Origin of the sequence: Oerskovia enterophila, assembly GCF_001692445.1 — a bacterium.
In the GTDB taxonomy this organism is placed as follows: domain Bacteria; phylum Actinomycetota; class Actinomycetes; order Actinomycetales; family Cellulomonadaceae; genus Oerskovia; species Oerskovia enterophila.
The window spans coordinates 48,976-67,849 of the sequence record NZ_MAQA01000023.1 but is presented as its reverse complement, the minus strand read 5'-3'; the positions used below and the strand labels follow the sequence as shown (position 1 = coordinate 67,849).

Below are 18,874 nucleotides of genomic sequence, written 5' to 3'. Positions count from 1 at the left end.
CCGGCGCGGCCGGCTGGGGCCGGGGCCTGGGCCGGTGCCGGCAAGCCGCAGACGTTCCCGCCCGTCCCTCGTCCTGCCCGGACGGCGACCACGGGCGTGCCGGCAGTCCACGAGGGAGAAGTCGGCCCCGTCAGGGCGCCCGGGTGGCCGCGAGCGGAACCATGCAGCGGATGCTCCTGAAGGACGCGTAGCGGTGCCCCGAGCAGGACTCGAACCTGCCTGTCCGGCGCCGCGGGGTACTGGCGCGACGGCTCCGACGTTCCGCCGTGGACCGACGCCCAGCTCGTCGCGCTCGTGGCCCTGACCGGCTGGCTTGGAGACTCACGACATCCCGGCTCGCCTGGCCACCGACCCACGGATCGGGGCGAGCTCGCGCGGCGTGGCCGGGCACCGGCTCGGCGCTCCCCACCGTCCAGGAGGACGAAACCATGATCGTTGTCTCAACAAGTCGAACAACGCAGCCACCATCGTCTCGGGCGGCCAGGGCGCGCCCGTCGTCGGGTAGGACATGTACACCACCCTGACCCAGACGCTCCCCTCCGTGGGTGTCTCCGCCGAGCAGTTCAACGCCATCGCGGCGGCCTTCCGGAGCAGCGGGGCGGCCTGATGAGCACCCCGGCGTCCCCGATCTCCGACCGTGCCGTGTCCTACCTGCGCACCGTCGTGCCCGTCCTGTGGGGGCTCGCTGGTGGCCCGGCTCCTCACGGTCGTGGTCCTACCCGCCGAGGTCGCCGGTCTCCTCACCAGCGACCTCGCAATCACCGTCATCACCGCGCTCGTGGTCGGCGCCTGGCACATCGCCTGGCGGTGGGCTGAACCTCACATCCCCGACTGACTCACCCGCCTCGTCCTCTGCTCCGCCCAGACACCCACCTACGTCGGCCGCCACAGCGTCAGCATCGAGTACGCGTCCCCGAAGTTGGCACACCACCCAGTTAGTTCAAGCGCATCTGAGCCGAGCAAGACGTCGCCCCGCCCTCACTCCCTTCTGGGAGGAGAGCGGGGCGATTCGTCCTGGGCAGAACGGGTGAATTTCCGCGTTCGGGTGGCGTGGGCCGATGTAGAGCGAAATCCTCGCCATGTCCGCTTCTGGAACGACTTAGGGGAACTGTGGCAATGATGCCTATTCGACCAAATCTTGACCCGGCTGACCCACCCGGGCCCAGTCGATCATCTTCAACGACGAAGTCGTTCCGACGACGAGCTGTCTCAGCGGTGGCAGCCTTCGCACTCGGGGCGAGCGTGATGGTCGGGTTGGGTGCGGCGCCTGCCGCAGCCGTCTCCTGCGCCCCTCAGGGGGCAGCGACAGCGGTGGCGACTGCCGCGATTCAGGCTGCGTGCAGCAAGCTGGGCGTGAACTACTCACGCGGTGGGGGTCATAACACGACGCCCGGGCCTAGCGGCGGCGTCCAAGGCTGGGGCCTGGACTGTTCCGGGCTAACTCGCTACGCCTACTGGGCCGCGACGGGCACCGACGCGCTTGGCACCGGTTCGGCTTTCTCCCAGTGGAATCTCCGATCGCGCTACACGACCGTGTCGTGGGCAAACCTCCAACCAGGTGACCTGTTGTTCTATAACTGGCCCGGAGAGCAGCCGGTGATTGACCACGTCACCCTCTACCTGGGCAACGGGTGGATGATCGAGGCCCCAATCCCCGGGACGAAGGTGAAGGTCTCGTCTGCGTACTCGAGCGGGTTCGTCGGAGCGATGCGCATCGGAAGCAGCTCCGTGACCCCGGGCCCCCGGGCCGACCGCATCTCGGACTGGTCAGGCGACGGGTATGCCGACGTTCTGGGCGTGGACACGAGCGGCGACCTCTGGTACTACCCAAACAACGGACTCGGCCTCGCATCAAGGGGCTGGCTGCAGGGTGGCTTCCAAGGATTCACACAGGTGATGTCGGCCGACTGGTCGGGCGATGGCTTCGCTGACCTTCTCGCCGTAGATGGCACAGGCACGCTCTGGCAGTACCCGAACAACGCGCTGGCAATCCAATCCCGCCAGTCACTGGGCACCGGCTGGGACATCTACACAACCGTGATGGCTGCCGACTGGTCCGGGGACGGCCTCGCGGATGTCCTGGCCCTCGACGCCGCAGGCACCCTCTGGTACTACCCCCACAACGGCAGCGGACTCAGCCCCCGCGTCTGGCTCCAGAACGGCTTCTACGGCTACACCCAGATCACCGCGGCTGACTGGTCCGGAGACGGGTTCGCCGACATCCTTGCCGTCGATCCCAACGGTGAGCTCTGGTACTACCCGAACAACGCGCAGGGAATCCAGTCCCGCCAGTCACTGGGCACCGGCTGGGGCATCTACACGAAGGTGATGGCTGCCGACTGGTCGGGGGACGGCCTCGCGGACGTCCTGGCCCTCGACGCCGCCGGCACCCTCTGGTACTACCCCCACAACGGCAGCGGGCTCACCCCTCGCGTCTGGCTCCAGGATGGATTCAACGGGTTCACACATGTTCTCTGAGGGTAACTCTCAGCGCTCACCGGTGACCTAGCCTCGCCCGGACGGCCTCACCTGACCCGAGCGTGACGAAGCCCCGCCCTCTTCGGAGGGCGGGGCCTTTCGTCGTACGCGGAGGCTGGATCAGGTGGCAGGGCGCTGGACTCTGACCCGGTCACGGCTCGATAGGCGATGCGTACCGGTCGAAGTCCTCAGTACAGCCACAAACTCGACCTCATCCTCCAACTGACCCAAGTCTGTGCCATCGAGGGTAAAGAGCCGGGATCCCAGGTGGCGATCCGTGAGACTTTGGACAAGCATCGAGTCTTGCGGGCTAGGACGTGTCCACTCGGCAACCTCAGGCGAACACGTCCTGCAGCGTCGGTAGCGCCCCTTCGCCTCGACCTCCTCGCGGGTGAGCACTGAGATGCTCAGTGAAGGCCAATAGTCGGGGTCGCCGAACTCTCCGAGCGCATCCCACTCTGCCTGCCTATCCAGTTTGTGGCGGATGGCGCCACACGTTGTGGTGTGCACAAGGGAGCGACTGCCGTCCGACTTCCGATTCAGAACGAAAGTTGCTCCGGCGGCAAGGGCGTCATCGATTGAATGCTGTTCAGCACGGATCGCCTGTGCGCGGCGCGCGAGAAGGTCAGCACGCTCGTTGGCAACGGACTTGGCTTCGGCGTCGATTTCATTCTGAGTCACCGGTTCAGAGAGTTCCCGGATCAGGTAGCGACGGTACTCGCTCTGGAGTTGGGTACTGTCCGCGTGACGCATGGGCCGATCCTAGGCCACGTCGACGCCCAGAAGACGACGAACTGCCACGTCCAAGGGGCTTCGTCGCCGGGCCACTCGCGCGCGGGGTATCGCCTGAGTCGCTGGTGGACGGTGGGGATCGCGATGTCGACGGCCTCGGCGAGGGAGCGGGCGGAGACGTCGGGCCAGGCAGAATGGTGCCCCGAGCAGGACTCGAACCTGCAACCTACGGATTAGAAGGCCGTTGCTCTATCCATTGAGCTATCGGGGCGCGGGGACCATCGTAGTGGGATCCGGCCGTGACCTGCGCCGCGACGTGGCCGAGGTCGAGCTTCCGCTGGTCCTCGACGGGGTCGCGGAGGCGGAGGCTGCCCGCCGGCGCCTGCTGAACCAGCTCGACGAGCACCTGCTCCCGCGCCTCAAGGAGCTGTCCTCCCCGGCGGTCGTGGTGATCGCCGGGTCGACGGGCGCGGGCAAGTCGACGCTGTACAACTCGTTGCTGGGCGAGGAGGTCTCGCAGGCGGGCGTGCTGCGCCCCACGACGCGCGAGCCGGTCTTCGCCTACAACCCGCTCGACGTCGACGTCCTGGTCCACAGCCCCACGACCGCGATGTCGCGCGTCGTCGAGCACGACGGCGTCCCGCGCGGCACCGCGCTCCTGGACGCCCCGGACCTCGACTCGCTCCTCGCGGAGAACCGCTCGACCGCAGCCCAGCTCCTCGAGGCCGCGGACCTGTGGCTCTTCGTGACCACGGCGGCACGCTACGGCGACGCGCTGCCCTGGGTCGCGCTCGGCCAGGCCATGGAGCGTGGCGCGAGCGTCGCGATGGTCCTCAACCGCGTCCCGCAGCACAACCTCACGACCATCCGCGGCGACCTCCTGGCCCGCCTGCGCGAGCACGGCATGGAGGGTGTGCCGCTCTTCGTGATCCCCGACGTCGGGCCGCACGAGGGCATGCTCGACCGCGCGACCGTGACCCCCATCGCCCGGTGGCTGACCATGCTCGCGGGGCCGGACAGGTCGCGCGCCGTGATCGTGCGCACGCTCAAGGGATCGCTCGCCGCGCTCCCGGCGTGGGTCACGGGCATCGCGGACGCGGTCCAGCAGCAGGTCGAGGCCGCGGAGGTGCTGCGCGGCACGATCGAGAAGGCCCTGCCCGACGCCGAGGCCTCGGCCCGCGCGTCCGTCGCCGCGGGCGTCGTCGCGGAGGGCTCGGTCGCCTCGCGCTGGGCCCAGCTCGCGAGCGCCGAGAAGATCGACCGTCTCAAGGTGCGCCACGGGCTGGCGCGCTCGACCAAGCGCCGCGGGCGTGCACGTGAGGCAGCGCTCGAACCGCTCCTCGACGAGGTCCGCGCCGCGGCGACGCGCACGCTGGTCGCTGCCGGCTCGAGCGCCGACGACTCGTTGCGCGCTGCGCTCACCGGCCCGGACGCGCCTCCCGGGGGTCCTGCGTTCGCGCCCGAGCACGGCGACCCGGCCCGTGAGGCGGCGCGCGAGAAGGCCGCCGCGACCCAGGTCCACGAGTGGGTCTCGGTCGCCGAGCGCGCGGTCGAGGCCCTGCGCGGCATCGACGAGCCGGGCGTCACCCCGCAGGACAGCGCCGAGAACCGCAGGGCAGAGGCCGCGGTCAAGGCGCTCGGGCCCTCGGGGCTCGTCGCGCTGCTCCTCACGTCCGCCGCAGGGGTCGACGACGCCACGCGCCTCGTGCAGGCCCTGCTCGGCGAGCCAGGGGCCGCCTCGGCGCAGACCCTGGCCTCGGACCTCGCCGACCGCGCCGCCGCGATGGTGGCCCGCGAACCCGTCGACCTGCGCGAACGCCTCGACATCCCCGCCCTCGCGCCGGATGCCGCCGTCGGGCTGCGCCTGCGCCTCGCTGAGCTCAGGAGGCTCTCATGACGTCCCACGACTCTCAGCTCAGGTCCCGCGCGGACGACCTCGGCAAGGCCCTCGACCTCGCGGGCGACCGGCTCGACCCCGAGGTCGCGGACCGCATCCGGACCGCGATCGGCGGGGTGCGCGAGCGCCTCGCCCTGGGCGTCGACCACACGGTCGTGGCGCTCGCGGGCGGCACGGGCTCGGGCAAGTCGAGCCTGTTCAACCGCATCTCGCGCCTGAACTTCGCGGACGTCGGTGCCAAGCGCCCCACGACGGCCCGCATCACGGCGTGCTCGTGGAGCGACCAGGCCACGGCGCTCCTGGACTGGCTCGAGGTCGACCCGGAGCGGCGCATCACGCGGGGCAGCGAGCTCGACGGGGACGCCGAGGAGGGCCTCGACGGGCTGGTCCTGCTCGACCTGCCGGACCACGACTCGATCGAGCCCGCGCACCAGGCGGTCGTCGACCGCGTCCTGCCGCTCGTGGACCTGCTCGTGTGGGTCGTGGACCCCCAGAAGTACGCCGACGACGCGCTGCACTCGGGATACCTGCAGAAGTCGGTCGGGCTCGAGGCGTCGATGGTCGTGGCGCTCAACCAGATCGACACCGTGCCGACCACCCAGCGCGGCAACCTCGTCGCGGACATGGGTCGCCTCCTCGAGGAGGACGGGCTGTCCGGGGTGTACGTGACCATGGTCTCGGCCCGCACGGGCGAGGGGCTCGGCCAGGTGCGTGAGCTGCTGCAGCAGGCCGTGGCCCGACGCAGCGTGGCTGCGAGCCGGGTCGCGGGCGAGCTCGACCGTGCGGGGGCTCTGCTGCTCGAGCAGACCCCGGGCGAGGTGCCGTGGACCATGAGCACCGCGGTCGACGAGGAGGTCTCCGCGATCGGCGAGGCGACCGGGCTCTCGGCCGTGGCAGGTCAGGTCGCCGCGGCCGTGCGCAACGGGTACGGCCGCCCCGAGTTCGCGCCGCCGCAGACCGACGCGGTCGCGCTCTCGCGCAGCCGGTGGCTCGCGCGCGCCGGCAAGTCCTTGCGCCCGGGCTGGAAGCAGGCGCTCGACGAGGCCGTCGCCCCGGCGGACCGCCTGGTCGAGGACACCCAGCGGGCGCTGTCCAAGGTCTCGCTCGACACGCGCGGGCCGTCCTCGGCCCGTGCCACGCGCACGACCGCGCTCGTGGCCATCGGCGTGGCCGTCGTCACGGGGGCGCTCGCGATCCTCAGCTCGTCGGGCGTGCTGGACCTCGACCGGACGATCGTCGCTGCGTCCGCGATCGTGGCGGGCGCGGCGGTCCTGGTGGCGCTCGGCTTCTTCCTCGCGGGGATCCAGATCCGTCGGACCCTGGCCCGTCGGCGCGAGGCGACCGTGCTGGCCTCGGGCCGCGGAGCGGTCGAGCGAGTGGTCCAGGAGACCATGGGCAAGCCCACGCAGAAGCTGCTCGACGAGCACCGGCGCGTGCGCGAGCTCGCCCAGTCCGCACGCGACACGGGCAGGACCGCACCGCTCACCGGGGCGTTGAGCTTGCCCACAGCCCACGATCTGGTCGCTCCGTCCACAGACGGGCCGACGACCCCGGACACCGCAGCGCGCGAACCGTCAGCCTGAGGTCGCGGTCGGCACCAGGCCGGCCCCGCACCCAGGAGGAACGATGGGCAACGACGTCACGGTCACGCTGGCAGGCTTCATGGGCACGAGCCCCAGGCTGTTCGCGTCCCCGACCGGCAACGACTTCACGAGCTTCCGCATCGCGAGCACCACGCGCTACCTCGACCGCACGCGCGGCGAGTGGGTCGACGGACGGACCATCTGGTTCACCGTCAAGGCGTGGAGGGGCATGGCCCAGAACGTCGTGGCCTCGCTGCGCAAGGGTGACGCGGTCGTCGTCACGGGGCGTCTCGCTGTCGACGAGTGGACCAGCCCCGAGGGGCCTCGCACCAACCTCGTGATCGAGGCGAGCGCCCTGGGCCCGGACCTCACGCGGGGACAGGCGCGCTTCTCGCCCACGGTCCACCGCCCCACCACGCCCGACGGCGCCGCGCACGGCCAGGCGGCCGCCGCCCCCGAGCCGGGGGCCGGCAGCGAGAACACCTTGGGCCTCCTCGCCGTCGCGGGCGGCGACACGGAGTGGGACCTGGGGGCGCTGGGGGAGCCCGTCCCGGAGGACGACGACGCCGAGCACGGCCTGGTCGACGACGCGCTCGGGCTGCTCGCCGCGGACGACGGTCACGCGGACGACGAGGACGGAGCCGTCGACCAGGAAGCCGTGACCCACGAGCTCCTGGCGACGCGCTGAACCCCGACCGCGTAGGCTGAGGGGTCGAAGACGCCCGCCCCACCTGGGGCACCCCGGGTCCGGGGCGGGCGCACAGCATCCCGCGAGCGATCGAACGGTGGAACAGAGCCAGTGGCTGAGTTCATCTACTCCATGTACAAGGCGCGCAAGGCGCACGGTGACAAGGTCATCCTCGACGACGTCACCCTGAACTTCCTTCCCGGTGCCAAGATCGGTGTGGTCGGCCCCAACGGTGCCGGTAAGTCCACGATCCTGAAGATCATGGCCGGGCTGGAGCAACCCTCGAACGGCGACGCCCGGCTCTCGCCCGGGTACTCGGTCGGCATCCTGCTGCAGGAGCCGCCGCTGAACGAGGAGAAGACTGTCCTCGGCAACGTCGAGGAGGGCGTGGCCGAGATCAAGGGCAAGCTCGACCGCTTCAACGAGATCTCGGCGCTCATGGCAGAGCCGGACGCCGACTTCGACGCGCTGCTCGCCGAGATGGGCACCCTCCAGGAGGCCATCGACGCAGCCGACGCGTGGGACCTCGACTCGCAGCTCGAGCAGGCCATGGACGCGCTGCGCTGCCCGCCGCCGGACGCCGACGTGTCGGTGCTCTCGGGTGGTGAGCGTCGCCGTGTCGCCCTGTGCAAGCTCCTCCTCGAGAAGCCCGACCTGCTGCTCCTCGACGAGCCCACCAACCACCTGGACGCCGAGTCGGTCCTGTGGCTCGAGCAGCACCTCGCGTCGTACCCCGGCGCGATCCTCGCCGTGACCCACGACCGCTACTTCCTCGACCACGTCGCGGAGTGGATCTGCGAGGTCGACCGCGGGCGCCTGTACCCCTACGAGGGCAACTACTCCACGTACCTGGAGAAGAAGCAGGAGCGCCTGGCGATCCAGGGCAAGAAGGACCAGAAGCTCGCGAAGCGTCTGAAGGACGAGCTCGAGTGGGTCCGCTCCAACGCGAAGGGCCGCCAGACCAAGTCGAAGGCGCGTCTGGCGCGCTACGAGGAGATGGCTGCCGAGGCGGACCGCACCAGGAAGCTGGACTTCGAGGAGATCCAGATCCCGCCGGGCCCGCGCCTGGGGTCGGTCGTCCTGGAGGCCTCGAACCTGCAGAAGGGCTTCGACGGGCGCAAGCTCATCGACGGGCTCAGCTTCACGCTGCCGCGCAACGGCATCGTCGGCGTGATCGGTCCGAACGGTGTCGGCAAGACGACGCTGTTCAAGACGATCGTGGGCCTCGAGCCCCTCGACGGCGGCGACCTCAAGGTCGGCGAGACCGTGTCGATCTCCTACGTCGACCAGTCGCGTGGCGGGATCGACCCCAAGAAGACGCTGTTCGAGGTCGTCTCGGACGGGCTCGACTTCATCAAGGTCGGCAACGTCGAGATGCCCTCCCGGGCATACGTGGCGGCGTTCGGCTTCAAGGGGCCGGACCAGCAGAAGCCGGCCGGCGTGCTCTCGGGTGGTGAGCGCAACCGTCTGAACCTCGCGCTGACCCTCAAGCAGGGTGGAAACCTCCTGCTGCTCGACGAGCCCACCAACGACCTGGACGTCGAGACCCTCGGCTCGCTCGAGAACGCCCTGCTCGAGTTCCCCGGCTGCGCCGTCGTGGTCTCGCACGACCGGTGGTTCCTCGACCGCGTCGCGACGCACATCCTCGCGTACGAGGGCACCGAGGAGGACCCGGCGAACTGGTACTGGTTCGAGGGCAACTTCGCCTCGTACGAGGAGAACAAGATCAGCCGCCTCGGTGCGGACGCCGCGCGCCCGCACCGCGTCACGTACCGCAAGCTGACGCGCGACTGACCCGTCGCTGACGCGTGCCGCCCTGCCGGCGGCGGAGAGGGCCCCGACGAGGATTCGTCGGGGCCCTCTCGCGTGGACCGTGCCGCCCCGGGGGCTGGACCGGCCGCCCTCGGCGCTCCTCCCTGCCCGGCCGGTCAAGCCTGTCCCGTCCGGTCCCACGCGCCCCGGCCCGACGTCACCCGGCGCCCGCGGCGCGCTCACCGGTCGCTCGGCTGCCGGGTCCGGCAGACTGAGGCCCATGACCATCCCGAGCGACGACGCAGGCCGGACCGTCGGCGGTGACCCCGACGGCGGTGCCGCGCGCACGAGCGGCGACGGGCCGGGCGCGCCCGGCACCGGCGCGGGTCCCGGCGGAACCGGTCAGGACCTCGGCGCCCCGGCGCCCGGCACCTCGCTCGACGAGAGCGGTCACGGTCGGCACGTCGCCGACGCAGACCCCGTGGTCGAGCGGTCGCTCGTGCGCGCTCCGCAGGCCGGCACGGACGAGCTCGTCGCGGCCCTCGACGTCCTGCGCGGCGAGCTCACCGCGCAGCGCCTGCCGCTGACGACGCCCGGGGTCGAGGAGGACCGTCGGACCCTCGCGCTCGCGGTCGACCAGCTCGACGACTACCTGCTGCCGCGCCTGCGAGCTCGCAGCGCCCCGCTGCTCGTGGTCGTGGGCGGCTCGACGGGAGCGGGGAAGTCCACGCTCGTGAACTCGGTCCTGGGGGAGAAGGTCACGACGCCCGGGGTGCTGCGTCCCACGACGCGGTCGCCCGTGCTGGTGCACCATCCCCTGGACGGGCGCTGGTTCAGCACCGACCGCATCCTGCCCGGGCTCGCGCGCGTGACCGGTGCGGTCGACCACACCGACGGCGCGTCGTCGCACCGCGCGGTGCGCCTGGTCGCGTCCGAGGTCCTGCCGCAGGGCCTCGCGCTCCTCGATGCACCGGACGTCGACTCGGTCGTGGTCGAGAACCGCGAGCTCGCGGCACAGCTCCTCGGTGCTGCGGACCTCTGGCTCTTCGTCACGACGGCCGCGCGCTACGCCGACGCCGTGCCGTGGGACCTGCTCCACGAGGCCGCCCGCCGCCGCGCCCAGGTGGCCCTCGTGCTCGACCGGGTCGACCCCGGCGCCGAGGCCGTGGGTGCGGACCTGCACCGCCTGGCCTCCGAGAACGGGCTCGGGCACGCGCCGATCTTCCTGGTGCCCGAGGCGCAGCTCGTCGACGGGCTCCTCCCCGAGACCGCGGTGGGGGAGATCTCGCGCTGGCTCACGGCCCTCGGTGGTGACGCGGGCGCGCGCTCGGCCGTGATCGACGCGACGCGCGACGGCGTGGTCGACGACCTGGTGCGCCGCGCGACCGACCTCGCGGGCGCGGTCGACGCGCAGCACGAGGCCGACGGACACCTGCGCGCGGCCGTCGGCGCTGCGTACGAGGACGCGCGTCGGACGATCCTCGCCGCGACGAGCGACGGCACCATGCTGCGCGGCGAGGTGCTCTCTCGCTGGCAGGACTTCGTCGGGACGGGCGAGTTCTTCCGCGCCGTCGAGCAGAAGGTCGGCTCGGTCCGTGACGCGGTCAGCGGCTTCTTCCGCGGCAAGGGGCGCAAGGTCCCCGAGGTCGAGGAGGCCATCACGCACGGGCTGGAGTCGGTCGTGCTCGACGCTGCCGAGGAGGCCGCCGAGCGCAGCTACCGCGCATGGCGTGCCGACCCCTCGGGGGCCGCACTGCTCGACGGGCTGGACCTGTCCCGCGCGTCGGGCACGCTGCGCACGCGGGTCGCCGAGGAGATCCGGGGCTGGCAGGCGGACGTCCTCGCGCTCGTGAGCGAGCAGGCCGCGGCCAAGCGGGGCACGGCCCGCGCCCTGTCGTTCGGGCTCAACGGGCTGGGCGTCTCGCTCATGGTCCTGGTCTTCGCGTCGACGGGCGGGATCACCGGGGCCGAGCTCGGCATCGCGGGGGGCACGGCGGTGCTCGCCCAGAAGCTCCTCGAGGCCGTGTTCGGCGACGACGCCGTGCGCCGGCTCACGCGCACGGCCCAGGACCGTCTCTCGGCCCGCGTCGGGGCCGTGCTCGACGGCGAGGCCCGACGCTTCACGTCCCAGCTCGACGCGCTCGGCACGGGGGACGCGACCGGTGCCCCGCTGCGGGCCGCGGCCGAGGAGGTGCGCCGGGCCGCGCGGCGCGAGCAGAAGGCCCGTGCCGCGGACGTGACCGGCGCGCAGGACCCGGGCTCCGTCGTCGGGCAGGCGGGGGCCCTGCGCGGCGCGCACGCGCGCGACCCGCAGACCCCCGACGCCCCCGCGGACGAGGCGCCGGGCACCGAGCGCCCCGGCTTCTGGCGACGCCTGTTCGGCGCGCGCCCGGCCGACACGACCGAGGAGCCCTCGACCGACGAACCCGGGGACGGGCGCTGATGGCCCGCCTCGACCTCGCCGACCGGGTCGCCGCGCTCGAGACCGCGGTCTCCGCGGGCGAGGGGCGCCTGCCCGCCCCGCTCCTCGACGACGCCCGGGCGGTCCTGGAGCGCACGGCCACGCGCAGCGCGCTGTCGGCCGAGCACACGGTCGTTGCGCTCGCGGGCTCGACCGGGTCGGGCAAGTCGTCGCTGTTCAACGCGATCGCCCGGGCGCCGCTCGCGCGCCCGGGCATCACGCGCCCGACGACGTCGCGCCCCATGGCGGTCGTCTGGGGCCCGGGCGCGGACCCGCTCCTGAGCTGGCTCGAGGTCGGGGACCGGCACCACGCCGCCGACCGTGCGACCGTGGACACCCGGGGCCTCGTGCTGCTCGACCTGCCCGACCACGACTCGGTCGAGACCGAGCACCGGGCGATCGCCGAGCGGCTCGTCGAGCGGGTCGACCTGCTGGTGTGGGTCGTGGACCCGCAGAAGTACGCCGACGCGGCGCTGCACGAGCGCTACCTGCGCCCGCTCGCGGGGCACGGCGACGTCGTCGTGGTCGTGCTCAACCAGATCGACCGGCTGACCCCCGAGGAGGCGACCGCGTGCCTCGCGGACCTGCGTCGCCTCGTGGCCGAGGACGGGCTCGCGGCGGCCCGCGTGCTGGGCGTCTCGGCGACCACGGGCCAGGGGATCGACGAGCTCGACGCCCTCCTGGACCAGGCCGCGGCGCGGCGCGAGGCGGCCGTCGCACGCATGGTCGCGGACCTGCGCACGGTCGCGGCGCGGATCGCGGACGCGTGCGGCGACAAGGTCCCCGACCGTTCGCAGAAGGCCGCGCGCGAGCGGCTCGTCGACGCGCTCGAGGCGGCGGCCGGGGTGCCCACGGTCGTGGACGCCGTGCGGGGGTCGGCGAACCGGCGCGCCCGGGCCGCGACCGGCTGGCCCCCCACGCGCTGGATCGGGCGGCTGCGCGTGGACCCGCTGCGCAGGCTCGGCCTGACGCGCGGCACGGACCGGCCCGAGCTCGCGCGCACCTCGCTCCCGCCCGCCTCGCCCACGCTCGCTGCCCGCGCCCACGTCGCGGTCCGCGAGTACGTCGGCACCATGACGACGGGCGCGCCCGAGGACTGGGTGCTCGCCGCGCGGGCCCGGGTCACGGCGAGCACCGACGGTCTGGACGACGCGCTCGACCTCGCCGTGGCCGGCACCGAGCTCGAGGCCACGCGGCGCCCCCTCTGGTGGGGCGTGGTGAGCTTCGTCCAGTGGGTCGTGCTGGGCGTGCTGGTGGCGGGGCTGGTGTGGCTCGGTGTGCTCGCGGTCCTGGCGTACCTCCAGCTGCCTGCCCCCGAGACGCCGACCTGGCGCGGCTTCCCGTGGCCGACGCTCATGGTCGTGGGCGGGGCGCTGGTCGGGCTGGTCGTGGCGCTCGTCTCGCGCCTGGCGGGGGCGCTGGGTGCCCGACGGCGGGCCGCGCGCGCCCGGCGCAGGCTGCGGGAGAGCATCGGACGGGTCGCGGACGGCCAGGTGCGCCTGCCCGTGGCCGAGGAGCTGTCGGCCCTGACCACGTGCCGCGTGGCTGCCCATATCGCGGCGGGGTGAGGCGGGCGTAGGGTGGCCCGGGTGCCCCCACGTCCCGAGCCGTCGGCCGCGACGTGGTGCGAGGCCCTGCGGAATCGAAGAAAGGACTTCCATGACCCGCCTGCACGTCCCCGTCGCCCTGCGTTGGTCCGACCTCGACGCCTACCAGCACGTCAACAACGTCGAGATGCTCCGGCTCCTCGAGGACGCCCGCATCACGGCCTTCTGGCGTCATCCCGAGGCCACGGTCGAGGAGAGCTGGCCCACGGCCGTGCTCGACACGGGCCCGCACGCGACCTCGCACACGCTCGTCGCCCGCCAGGAGATCGAGTACCTGCGGCCGCTGGGCTTCACGCGCAGCCCCGTGCGCGTCGAGATGTGGCTCGGGCACCTGGGCGGGGCGAGCCTCGAGGTCTGCTACGAGGTGCACACCGAGTGGCCCGAGCCCTCGGGGCGCACCGGGCCCTCGATCGGGAGCCGCCCTTATGCCAAGGCCGCGACGACGATCGTGGTCGTCGACGCGTCGACGGGGGCCCCGCGGCGCATCACCGACGTCGAGCGCGCGGCCTGGCAGCCGTTCGTCGAGGACCCTCTGGAGTTCCGGCGCAGGGGGCGTTGACGAGATGCTCAGAGGGGTGGTGACGAACCCGACGGTGACGGATGTCCCCGGTAGATGTCATGATGCGCGCGTGGACACCGTAGAGGTCGTCGGCGAGGCCGAGGCCGTCACCGCCGAACGCGAGACCGTCGAACCCGAGATCGCCGCGCCCGCAGTGCCTGCCGACCAGCGGGTGATCCCTCACGTCTCCGAGGTCGAGGCGGAGCTCGGCGCCGTGGACTGGCAGGGGCTCCAGGGGGCGTTCGGCCCGGCCGACGCGTTCCCTGCCCTGGTGCGCGCCGTCGTCGGGCCCGAGGGACCCGAGCGCGACGAGGCGCTCGACCTGCTGTGGCAGGTCGTCAACCACGACGGCGCCCTCTACGAGGCGTCGCTGCCCGCGCTGCGCGTGCTGGCCGCGGTCGTGCGCGACGAGGGGCTGGCTGAGGAGGTCCGCAGCGGCGTCGCGCTCCTGCTGCTGACCATGGGGGCCGCGCACCTGCCCGGCGAGCCCGCCGAGCAGGTCGACCTCCAGCTCGAGGTCCTGCTCGCCGCGCAGGAGCTGCTGCCCGGCCTGGACGCCGCGTTCCTCGGTGGGCCGCGCACGCTGCAGGTCGCTCTGCTCGCGGTCCAGGCCGTCACGGGCGAGGCGACCTCGTTCGCCGGACGGGCCGCGATCGCCCGGCTCATCGCCTCGGACGACCCCCTGCTCGCGGCGATCGCCTCGCTCGCGTTCGACCTCGTCTCGGGGGCCGTCCCGGCGCGCGGAGCGGTCCACCGGCCTGGCGTGCTCGACGAGGACATCCGCGAGCTCATCGAGGACTATGCGGACCTCACGGACGTGACCCTCGCGGGCATGGTCGTGAGCGAGACCGCGTTCGCGCTCGTGGACCGGATGCTCACCGCGGAGGAGTGACGGCCCGGTCGGCCGTGCGCGTCGCGGCGGCTGCCCGTTCCGCGGCTTCGGCGATGTTCTTCTGCATGCCTCCGAACACCACGCCGTGGAACGGCTTGACGGACCACCAGTAGGCTTGGCCCGCGAGCCCGTGCGGGTGGAAGAGCGCGCGCTGCGCGAAGTACGTCCGGCCCGGGCCGGACGCGTCCTCGGGGGCGGGGCCGACGTCGTCAGGCCCCGTGACCTCCTCGGCCGCCTCGTCCACGCGCAGCTCGAGCCATGCCAGGCCGGGGAGCCGCATCTCGGCGCGCAGCAGCAGACGGCGCCCCGGCTCGATCGCCTCGACGCGCCAGAAGTCCAGGACGTCGTCGACCACGAGCGTGTTCTCGTCCCGGCGCCCTCGGCGCAGGCCCGGCCCTCCGGACAACCGGTCCATGAGCCCGCGGACCCGCCACGCGAGCGACCACGAGTACCAGCCGCCCTGCCCCCCGATCGACTCGACGACCTTCCAGAGGACGTCGGGCGGGGCGTCGACCACGCGGCGCCGCTCGTCGACGTAGAGCGAGCCGCCCGCCCAGTCGGGGTCCGAGGGCAGCGGGTCGCTCGGCGCGCCCTCGACCGCGGCCGACGACCAGCGCGTGGTCACCTCGCCGTCGTGGATGCGCTCGAGCGCGAGCTCGACCGCGCGCCGGAAGCCGATCAGCCCGCCGGGAGGGTCCGGGACGTACCGCGCGATGTCGTGCTCGTCGCACACGACCTCGTGGACGAGCGACTCGACGAGCGGTCGCGCGATGCTCGCGGGGACGGGGGTCACGAGGCCCACCCAGTGGCTCGACAGCCGCGGGGTCAGGACCGGGACGCTCACGATCAGCCGACGGGGGAGCCCGGCGACCTGGGCGTAGCCCTGCATCATCTGCCGGTAGGTCAGGACGTCCGGACCGCCGATGTCGAACGCACGCGAGACGGCCGCGGGCATGGTGGCGCTGCCGACCAGGTAGCGCAGCACGTCACGGATCGCGATCGGCTGGATGCGGTTGTCGACCCAGCGCGGCGTCGTCATCGCGGGCAGCCGTTCGGTCAGGTAGCGCATCATCTCGAACGAGGCCGAGCCCGAGCCGAGGATCACCGCGGCCTGGAGCACCGTCGTCGGGACCCCGGAGGCGAGGAGGATCTCCCCGACCTCCTTGCGCGAGGCCAGGTGCGGGGACAGCTCGGCGTCGTCGACGTCGGGGAACAGGCCGCCCAGGTAGACGATCCGGCCCACGCCCGCCTCACGGGCGGCCTGCGCGAAGGTCAGCGCGGTGCGCCGGTCGCGGGCCGCGAACGAGCTGCCCGTGCCGAGGGAGTGGATGAGGTAGTACGCGACGTCGGCCCCTCGGAGCGCGTCGCGGATCTGGTCGAGGTCCGACGCGTCGGCCTGCACGAGGTCGACGTGCTGCGCCCAGTCGCGTCCGGACAGCCGCTCGGGCCGCCGGGCGAGCGCCCGGACGTGGTGCCCGGCATCCAGGAGCTCGGGGACCAGGCGGCCACCGACGTACCCCGTGACGCCCGTGACGGCGACGGTCAGGGGGGCCGGCGCGGAGCCCTCGGTCGGCAGGTCGGCAGGGGCGGTCGCGGTCGGCGGGGGAGCGGCGTCGTCGGCTGGAGTCATGATGCTCCCCATGGTGACCCGGGGCGCGGCCGCTCGCGACCCGCGGGTCAGCCCAGCAGGTCCAGCACCGCACGCTCCACCGCGGCCTGGCTCCGGCGCTTGCCCAGGAGCGGCGCGATGGTCCGCCCGGCCTCCCAGAGGTCGATCAGACGCGGGTCGACGTACGACGACCGTGCGACGGCCGGGGTGTTGCCGAGCTCGTCGGCGACGTCCCGGACCACGCTCGCGACCACGGCCCGTCGAGCGCGGGCCGAGCGGGGTGGGTCGCCTGCCTCTGCCAGGGCGCGGGCCGCGAGGACGCTCGCGTGCCAGGTCCGGAAGTCCTTCGCGGTCGCGTCCTCGCCCAGGCGGTCCTTGAGGTACCCGGTCACGTCGGTGCTCGTGACGTCGTGCCAGACCACGCCGTCGGGCGTCTCCTCGCGCCAGGCGAGCAGCTCGGCGGCCCCGCGGCGCCGCACGAGCGTCGTGACGACCTCGCGGACGCGCTCGTCCTCGACGACGACGTCGCGCACCTGGCCCGACTTCGCGGGATAGCGGAAGTGGACCGAGCCGTCGCGCCGCACGCGCACGTGCTCGGTGAGCAGCGTCGCGAGCCCGTAGCTGCCGTTCTGCTTCGCGTACGCCTCGCTGCCGGCCCGGAAGTACGCGAGGTCCAGGAGCCGGAACGCGAGCGCGAGGACCTTGTCCCGCGGTATCCCGTCGAGCGCGAGGTCCTTGGCGACGCGCCGGCGTGCGGCGGGAAGCCGGGCACCGACCGCGAGGACGTGGTCGAACTTGCGGCGGGCCCTGCGCTCGCGCCACTGGTCGTGGTACAGGTACTGGCCACGCCCCGCGTCGTCGTACCCGAACGCCTGGACGTGCCCGTTCGCGTAGCGGCAGATCCAGACGTCGGTCCACGCGGGCGGGACGACCAGGCGCGTGCAGCGCGCGACCTCGTCCCGGTCGGTCAGCCGGGAGCCGTCGACGTCGAGGTACGAGAAGCCCTTCCCGTGGCGGCGTCGGCCGTACCCGGGCGAGGAGACCGAGACACGGCGCAGGCGGACCATCCGGTCATCCTGCACCGCGTCCCGGCGGCTCGCCCGTCAGACCGGCAGCCGCAGCATGCCCTCCTGCGCGATGCTCGCCACGAGCGTCCCGTCGCGCGTGAAGACCCGGGCGGCGCCGAGGCCGCGCCCGCCCTGCGCGCTGGGCGAGGACTGGACGTAGAGCAGCCACTCGTCGACGCGTGCGTCACGGTGCCACCACATCGCATGGTCGAGGCTCGCGATCGACGCCCCGGGCGTGACCCAGCTCGACCCCGTCTTGCGCAGCACGGGCTCGAGCATGATCTGGTCGCACGCGTACGCCATGAGGGCGCGGTGCAGGAGCTGGTCGCCCTCGACGGGGCCGCGCGCCTTCATCCACACCATCTGCTGGTCGGTGCGCTCGGCGCCGGGCCCCAGGTAGAGCGAGCCGCCCACGTGCCGCAGGTCGAACGCGGCCTCGTGCGAGCGCGAACGTGCCGCGGGGTGCGGGATCTTGCCGAGCTCGTCGAACGCCGACGGGAGCGTCTCGGGGTCCGGGGCCTCAGGCATGGGCGAGGTGTGCTCGACGCCGTCCTGCTCCTCCTGGAACGAGGCGATCATCGACAGGATCGGCTTGCCGTGCTGCACCGCGTGGGTGCGGCGCGCGCTGAACGAGCGGCCGTCGCGCAGCTTCTCGACCGCGAACTCGATGGGGGCGTCGAGGTCGCCCGCGCGCAGGAAGTAGCCGTGCATCGAGTGGGGACGGCGGTCGCCCTCGACGGTCAGGCCTGCGGCCATGAGCGCCTGGGCGAGCACCTGGCCGCCGTAGATCCGGGCGTTGGGCTGGTCGACGCTCAGCCCGCCGAAGCGCACGTCGGCGCCGTCCGAGCGCGAGTCGTCGGCCGGCTTCTCCTCGAGCTGGAGAGCGCGCAGCAGGTTGCCCAGCGGGTCACGGGCGAGCTCGTCGGCCGTGACCTTGGTACGCAGGGGCTGGGTCTGGTCGCGTTGCTCGGACTGGTCGGCGCGGGGGGCCGTCACGTCGGTCACGTCACTCCTCGAAGGTGTTGATCAGCGAGTGGGCGGCACGCTCCAGGTAGTCCCAGAGCGTGGCCTCGTGCAGCGGCGCGAGGTCCAGGGAGTCGACGCCGGCGCGCATGTGGGCGAGCCAGCGGTCCCTCGCGTCGGGGTTCACCTTGTACGGCGCGTGGCGCATGCGCAGGCGCGGGTGCCCGCGCTGCTCGGAGTACGTGGTGGGCCCGCCCCAGTACTGCTCGAGGAACGTCGTCAGCCGGACCTTGGCCGGGCCGAGGTCCTCCTCGGGGTACATGGGCTTGAGCACCGGGTCCGCCGCGACGCCCGCGTAGAAGACGTCGACGAGCTTCACGAAGGTCTCGTGCCCGCCGATCTCGTCGTAGAACGAGCCGGTCGAGGCGAGCGACTCGCGCAGCCGCGGGGCGGCGGCGCTCACGGGGAGCGGCGCGGGCGAGGCGCCGGGGTGGGGAACAGGATCGCTGGTCACGCCGCCATCATCCCACCCGGCGTCACGCCCGGGGGTGCCGTCACGACGTGACGCTCGCCGCTCCCGTGCACC

General features: G+C 72.9%; 15 protein-coding genes and 1 tRNA gene. 10 read left to right on the top strand and 6 right to left on the bottom strand.

Annotated features, from left to right (window positions below; translation table 11 throughout):
• Positions 1–688: 688 nt before the first annotated feature.
• Together OERS_RS21520 and OERS_RS20690 are read left to right on the top strand one after the other, a co-directional pair.
• Entirely contained in the window at positions 689–835 is a 147-nt protein-coding gene (locus OERS_RS21520) for a hypothetical protein (RefSeq protein WP_169834212.1), read from the top strand.
• Positions 836–1,353: 518 nt separating this feature from the next.
• Positions 1,354–2,478, top strand: coding sequence for an FG-GAP-like repeat-containing protein (locus OERS_RS20690; RefSeq protein ID WP_169834211.1), 1,125 nt, complete (start codon positions 1,354–1,356; stop codon positions 2,476–2,478).
• Between the two features lie 120 nt (positions 2,479–2,598).
• Here OERS_RS20690 and OERS_RS21100 read toward each other — a convergent pair whose 3' ends face one another.
• On the bottom strand, positions 2,599–3,231 hold the full coding sequence (locus OERS_RS21100) for a hypothetical protein (RefSeq protein ID WP_139107784.1): 633 nt from the start codon (positions 3,229–3,231) through the stop codon (positions 2,599–2,601).
• Positions 3,232–3,405: 174 nt separating this feature from the next.
• A tRNA-Arg gene (locus OERS_RS10895) sits at positions 3,406–3,481 on the bottom strand.
• Positions 3,482–3,496: 15 nt separating this feature from the next.
• Between OERS_RS10895 and OERS_RS10890 the strand changes: the two genes are divergently transcribed.
• The 8 genes from OERS_RS10890 (at position 3,497) to OERS_RS10855 (ending at position 14,649) form a co-directional block, all read left to right on the top strand.
• Complete coding sequence (locus tag OERS_RS10890) at positions 3,497–5,107, top strand: GTPase (protein ID WP_083201380.1); 1,611 nt, start codon at positions 3,497–3,499, stop codon at positions 5,105–5,107.
• Positions 5,104–6,690, top strand: coding sequence for a GTPase (locus tag OERS_RS10885; protein ID WP_068625770.1), 1,587 nt, complete (start codon positions 5,104–5,106; stop codon positions 6,688–6,690). Before OERS_RS10890 ends, OERS_RS10885 begins: the two co-directional genes overlap by 4 nt.
• A gap of 43 nt (positions 6,691–6,733) precedes the next feature.
• The gene (locus OERS_RS10880) at positions 6,734–7,378 is read left to right on the top strand and encodes a single-stranded DNA-binding protein (RefSeq protein WP_068625769.1); all 645 of its coding nucleotides are present in this window, start codon (positions 6,734–6,736) and stop codon (positions 7,376–7,378) included.
• Between the two features lie 111 nt (positions 7,379–7,489).
• Positions 7,490–9,172, top strand: a complete 1,683-nt coding sequence (gene ettA, locus OERS_RS10875) for an energy-dependent translational throttle protein EttA (RefSeq protein ID WP_056648551.1) — start codon at positions 7,490–7,492, stop codon at positions 9,170–9,172.
• Positions 9,173–9,410: 238 nt separating this feature from the next.
• A complete protein-coding gene (locus tag OERS_RS10870; protein WP_068625768.1) occupies positions 9,411–11,573 on the top strand; it encodes a dynamin family protein in 2,163 nt (720 codons plus the stop codon).
• Entirely contained in the window at positions 11,573–13,159 is a 1,587-nt protein-coding gene (locus OERS_RS10865) for a GTPase family protein (protein WP_068625767.1), read from the top strand. Before OERS_RS10870 ends, OERS_RS10865 begins: the two co-directional genes overlap by 1 nt.
• 91 nt (positions 13,160–13,250) lie before the next feature.
• The gene (locus OERS_RS10860) at positions 13,251–13,757 is read left to right on the top strand and encodes an acyl-CoA thioesterase (protein WP_068625766.1); all 507 of its coding nucleotides are present in this window, start codon (positions 13,251–13,253) and stop codon (positions 13,755–13,757) included.
• Positions 13,758–13,827: 70 nt separating this feature from the next.
• Positions 13,828–14,649, top strand: coding sequence for a hypothetical protein (locus tag OERS_RS10855; protein ID WP_068625765.1), 822 nt, complete (start codon positions 13,828–13,830; stop codon positions 14,647–14,649).
• Here OERS_RS10855 and OERS_RS10850 read toward each other — a convergent pair.
• The 4 genes from OERS_RS10850 to OERS_RS10835 all read right to left on the bottom strand — a co-directional run bounded on the left by OERS_RS10850 (position 14,633) and on the right by OERS_RS10835 (position 18,730).
• Positions 14,633–16,279, bottom strand: a complete 1,647-nt coding sequence (locus OERS_RS10850; protein WP_068625777.1) for an SDR family oxidoreductase — start codon at positions 16,277–16,279, stop codon at positions 14,633–14,635. The genes OERS_RS10855 and OERS_RS10850 overlap by 17 nt on opposite strands.
• Before the next feature lie 47 nt (positions 16,280–16,326).
• A complete protein-coding gene (locus tag OERS_RS10845; protein WP_068625764.1) occupies positions 16,327–17,325 on the bottom strand; it encodes a DNA topoisomerase IB in 999 nt (332 codons plus the stop codon).
• Between the two features lie 36 nt (positions 17,326–17,361).
• Positions 17,362–18,270 (bottom strand): acyl-CoA thioesterase, encoded by a 909-nt coding sequence (locus OERS_RS10840; RefSeq protein ID WP_056648976.1) that lies wholly within the window; start codon positions 18,268–18,270, stop codon positions 17,362–17,364.
• A gap of 61 nt (positions 18,271–18,331) precedes the next feature.
• Positions 18,332–18,730 (bottom strand): globin, encoded by a 399-nt coding sequence (locus OERS_RS10835; RefSeq protein WP_056648978.1) that lies wholly within the window; start codon positions 18,728–18,730, stop codon positions 18,332–18,334.
• Positions 18,731–18,874 lie beyond the last annotated feature (144 nt).

Excerpts from the sequence above, each read along its gene's own strand:
- OERS_RS21100 (WP_139107784.1), bottom strand. The coding sequence starts at position 3,231 with ATGCGTCACGCGGACAGTACCCAACTCCAGAGCGAGTACCGTCGCTAC.
- OERS_RS10885 (WP_068625770.1), top strand. The coding sequence starts at position 5,104 with ATGACGTCCCACGACTCTCAGCTCAGGTCCCGCGCGGACGACCTCGGC.
- OERS_RS10880 (WP_068625769.1), top strand. The coding sequence starts at position 6,734 with ATGGGCAACGACGTCACGGTCACGCTGGCAGGCTTCATGGGCACGAGC.
- OERS_RS10870 (WP_068625768.1), top strand. The coding sequence starts at position 9,411 with ATGACCATCCCGAGCGACGACGCAGGCCGGACCGTCGGCGGTGACCCC.
- OERS_RS10865 (WP_068625767.1), top strand. The coding sequence starts at position 11,573 with ATGGCCCGCCTCGACCTCGCCGACCGGGTCGCCGCGCTCGAGACCGCG.
- OERS_RS10860 (WP_068625766.1), top strand. The coding sequence starts at position 13,251 with ATGACCCGCCTGCACGTCCCCGTCGCCCTGCGTTGGTCCGACCTCGAC.
- OERS_RS10850 (WP_068625777.1), bottom strand. The coding sequence starts at position 16,279 with ATGACTCCAGCCGACGACGCCGCTCCCCCGCCGACCGCGACCGCCCCT.
- OERS_RS10845 (WP_068625764.1), bottom strand. The coding sequence starts at position 17,325 with ATGGTCCGCCTGCGCCGTGTCTCGGTCTCCTCGCCCGGGTACGGCCGA.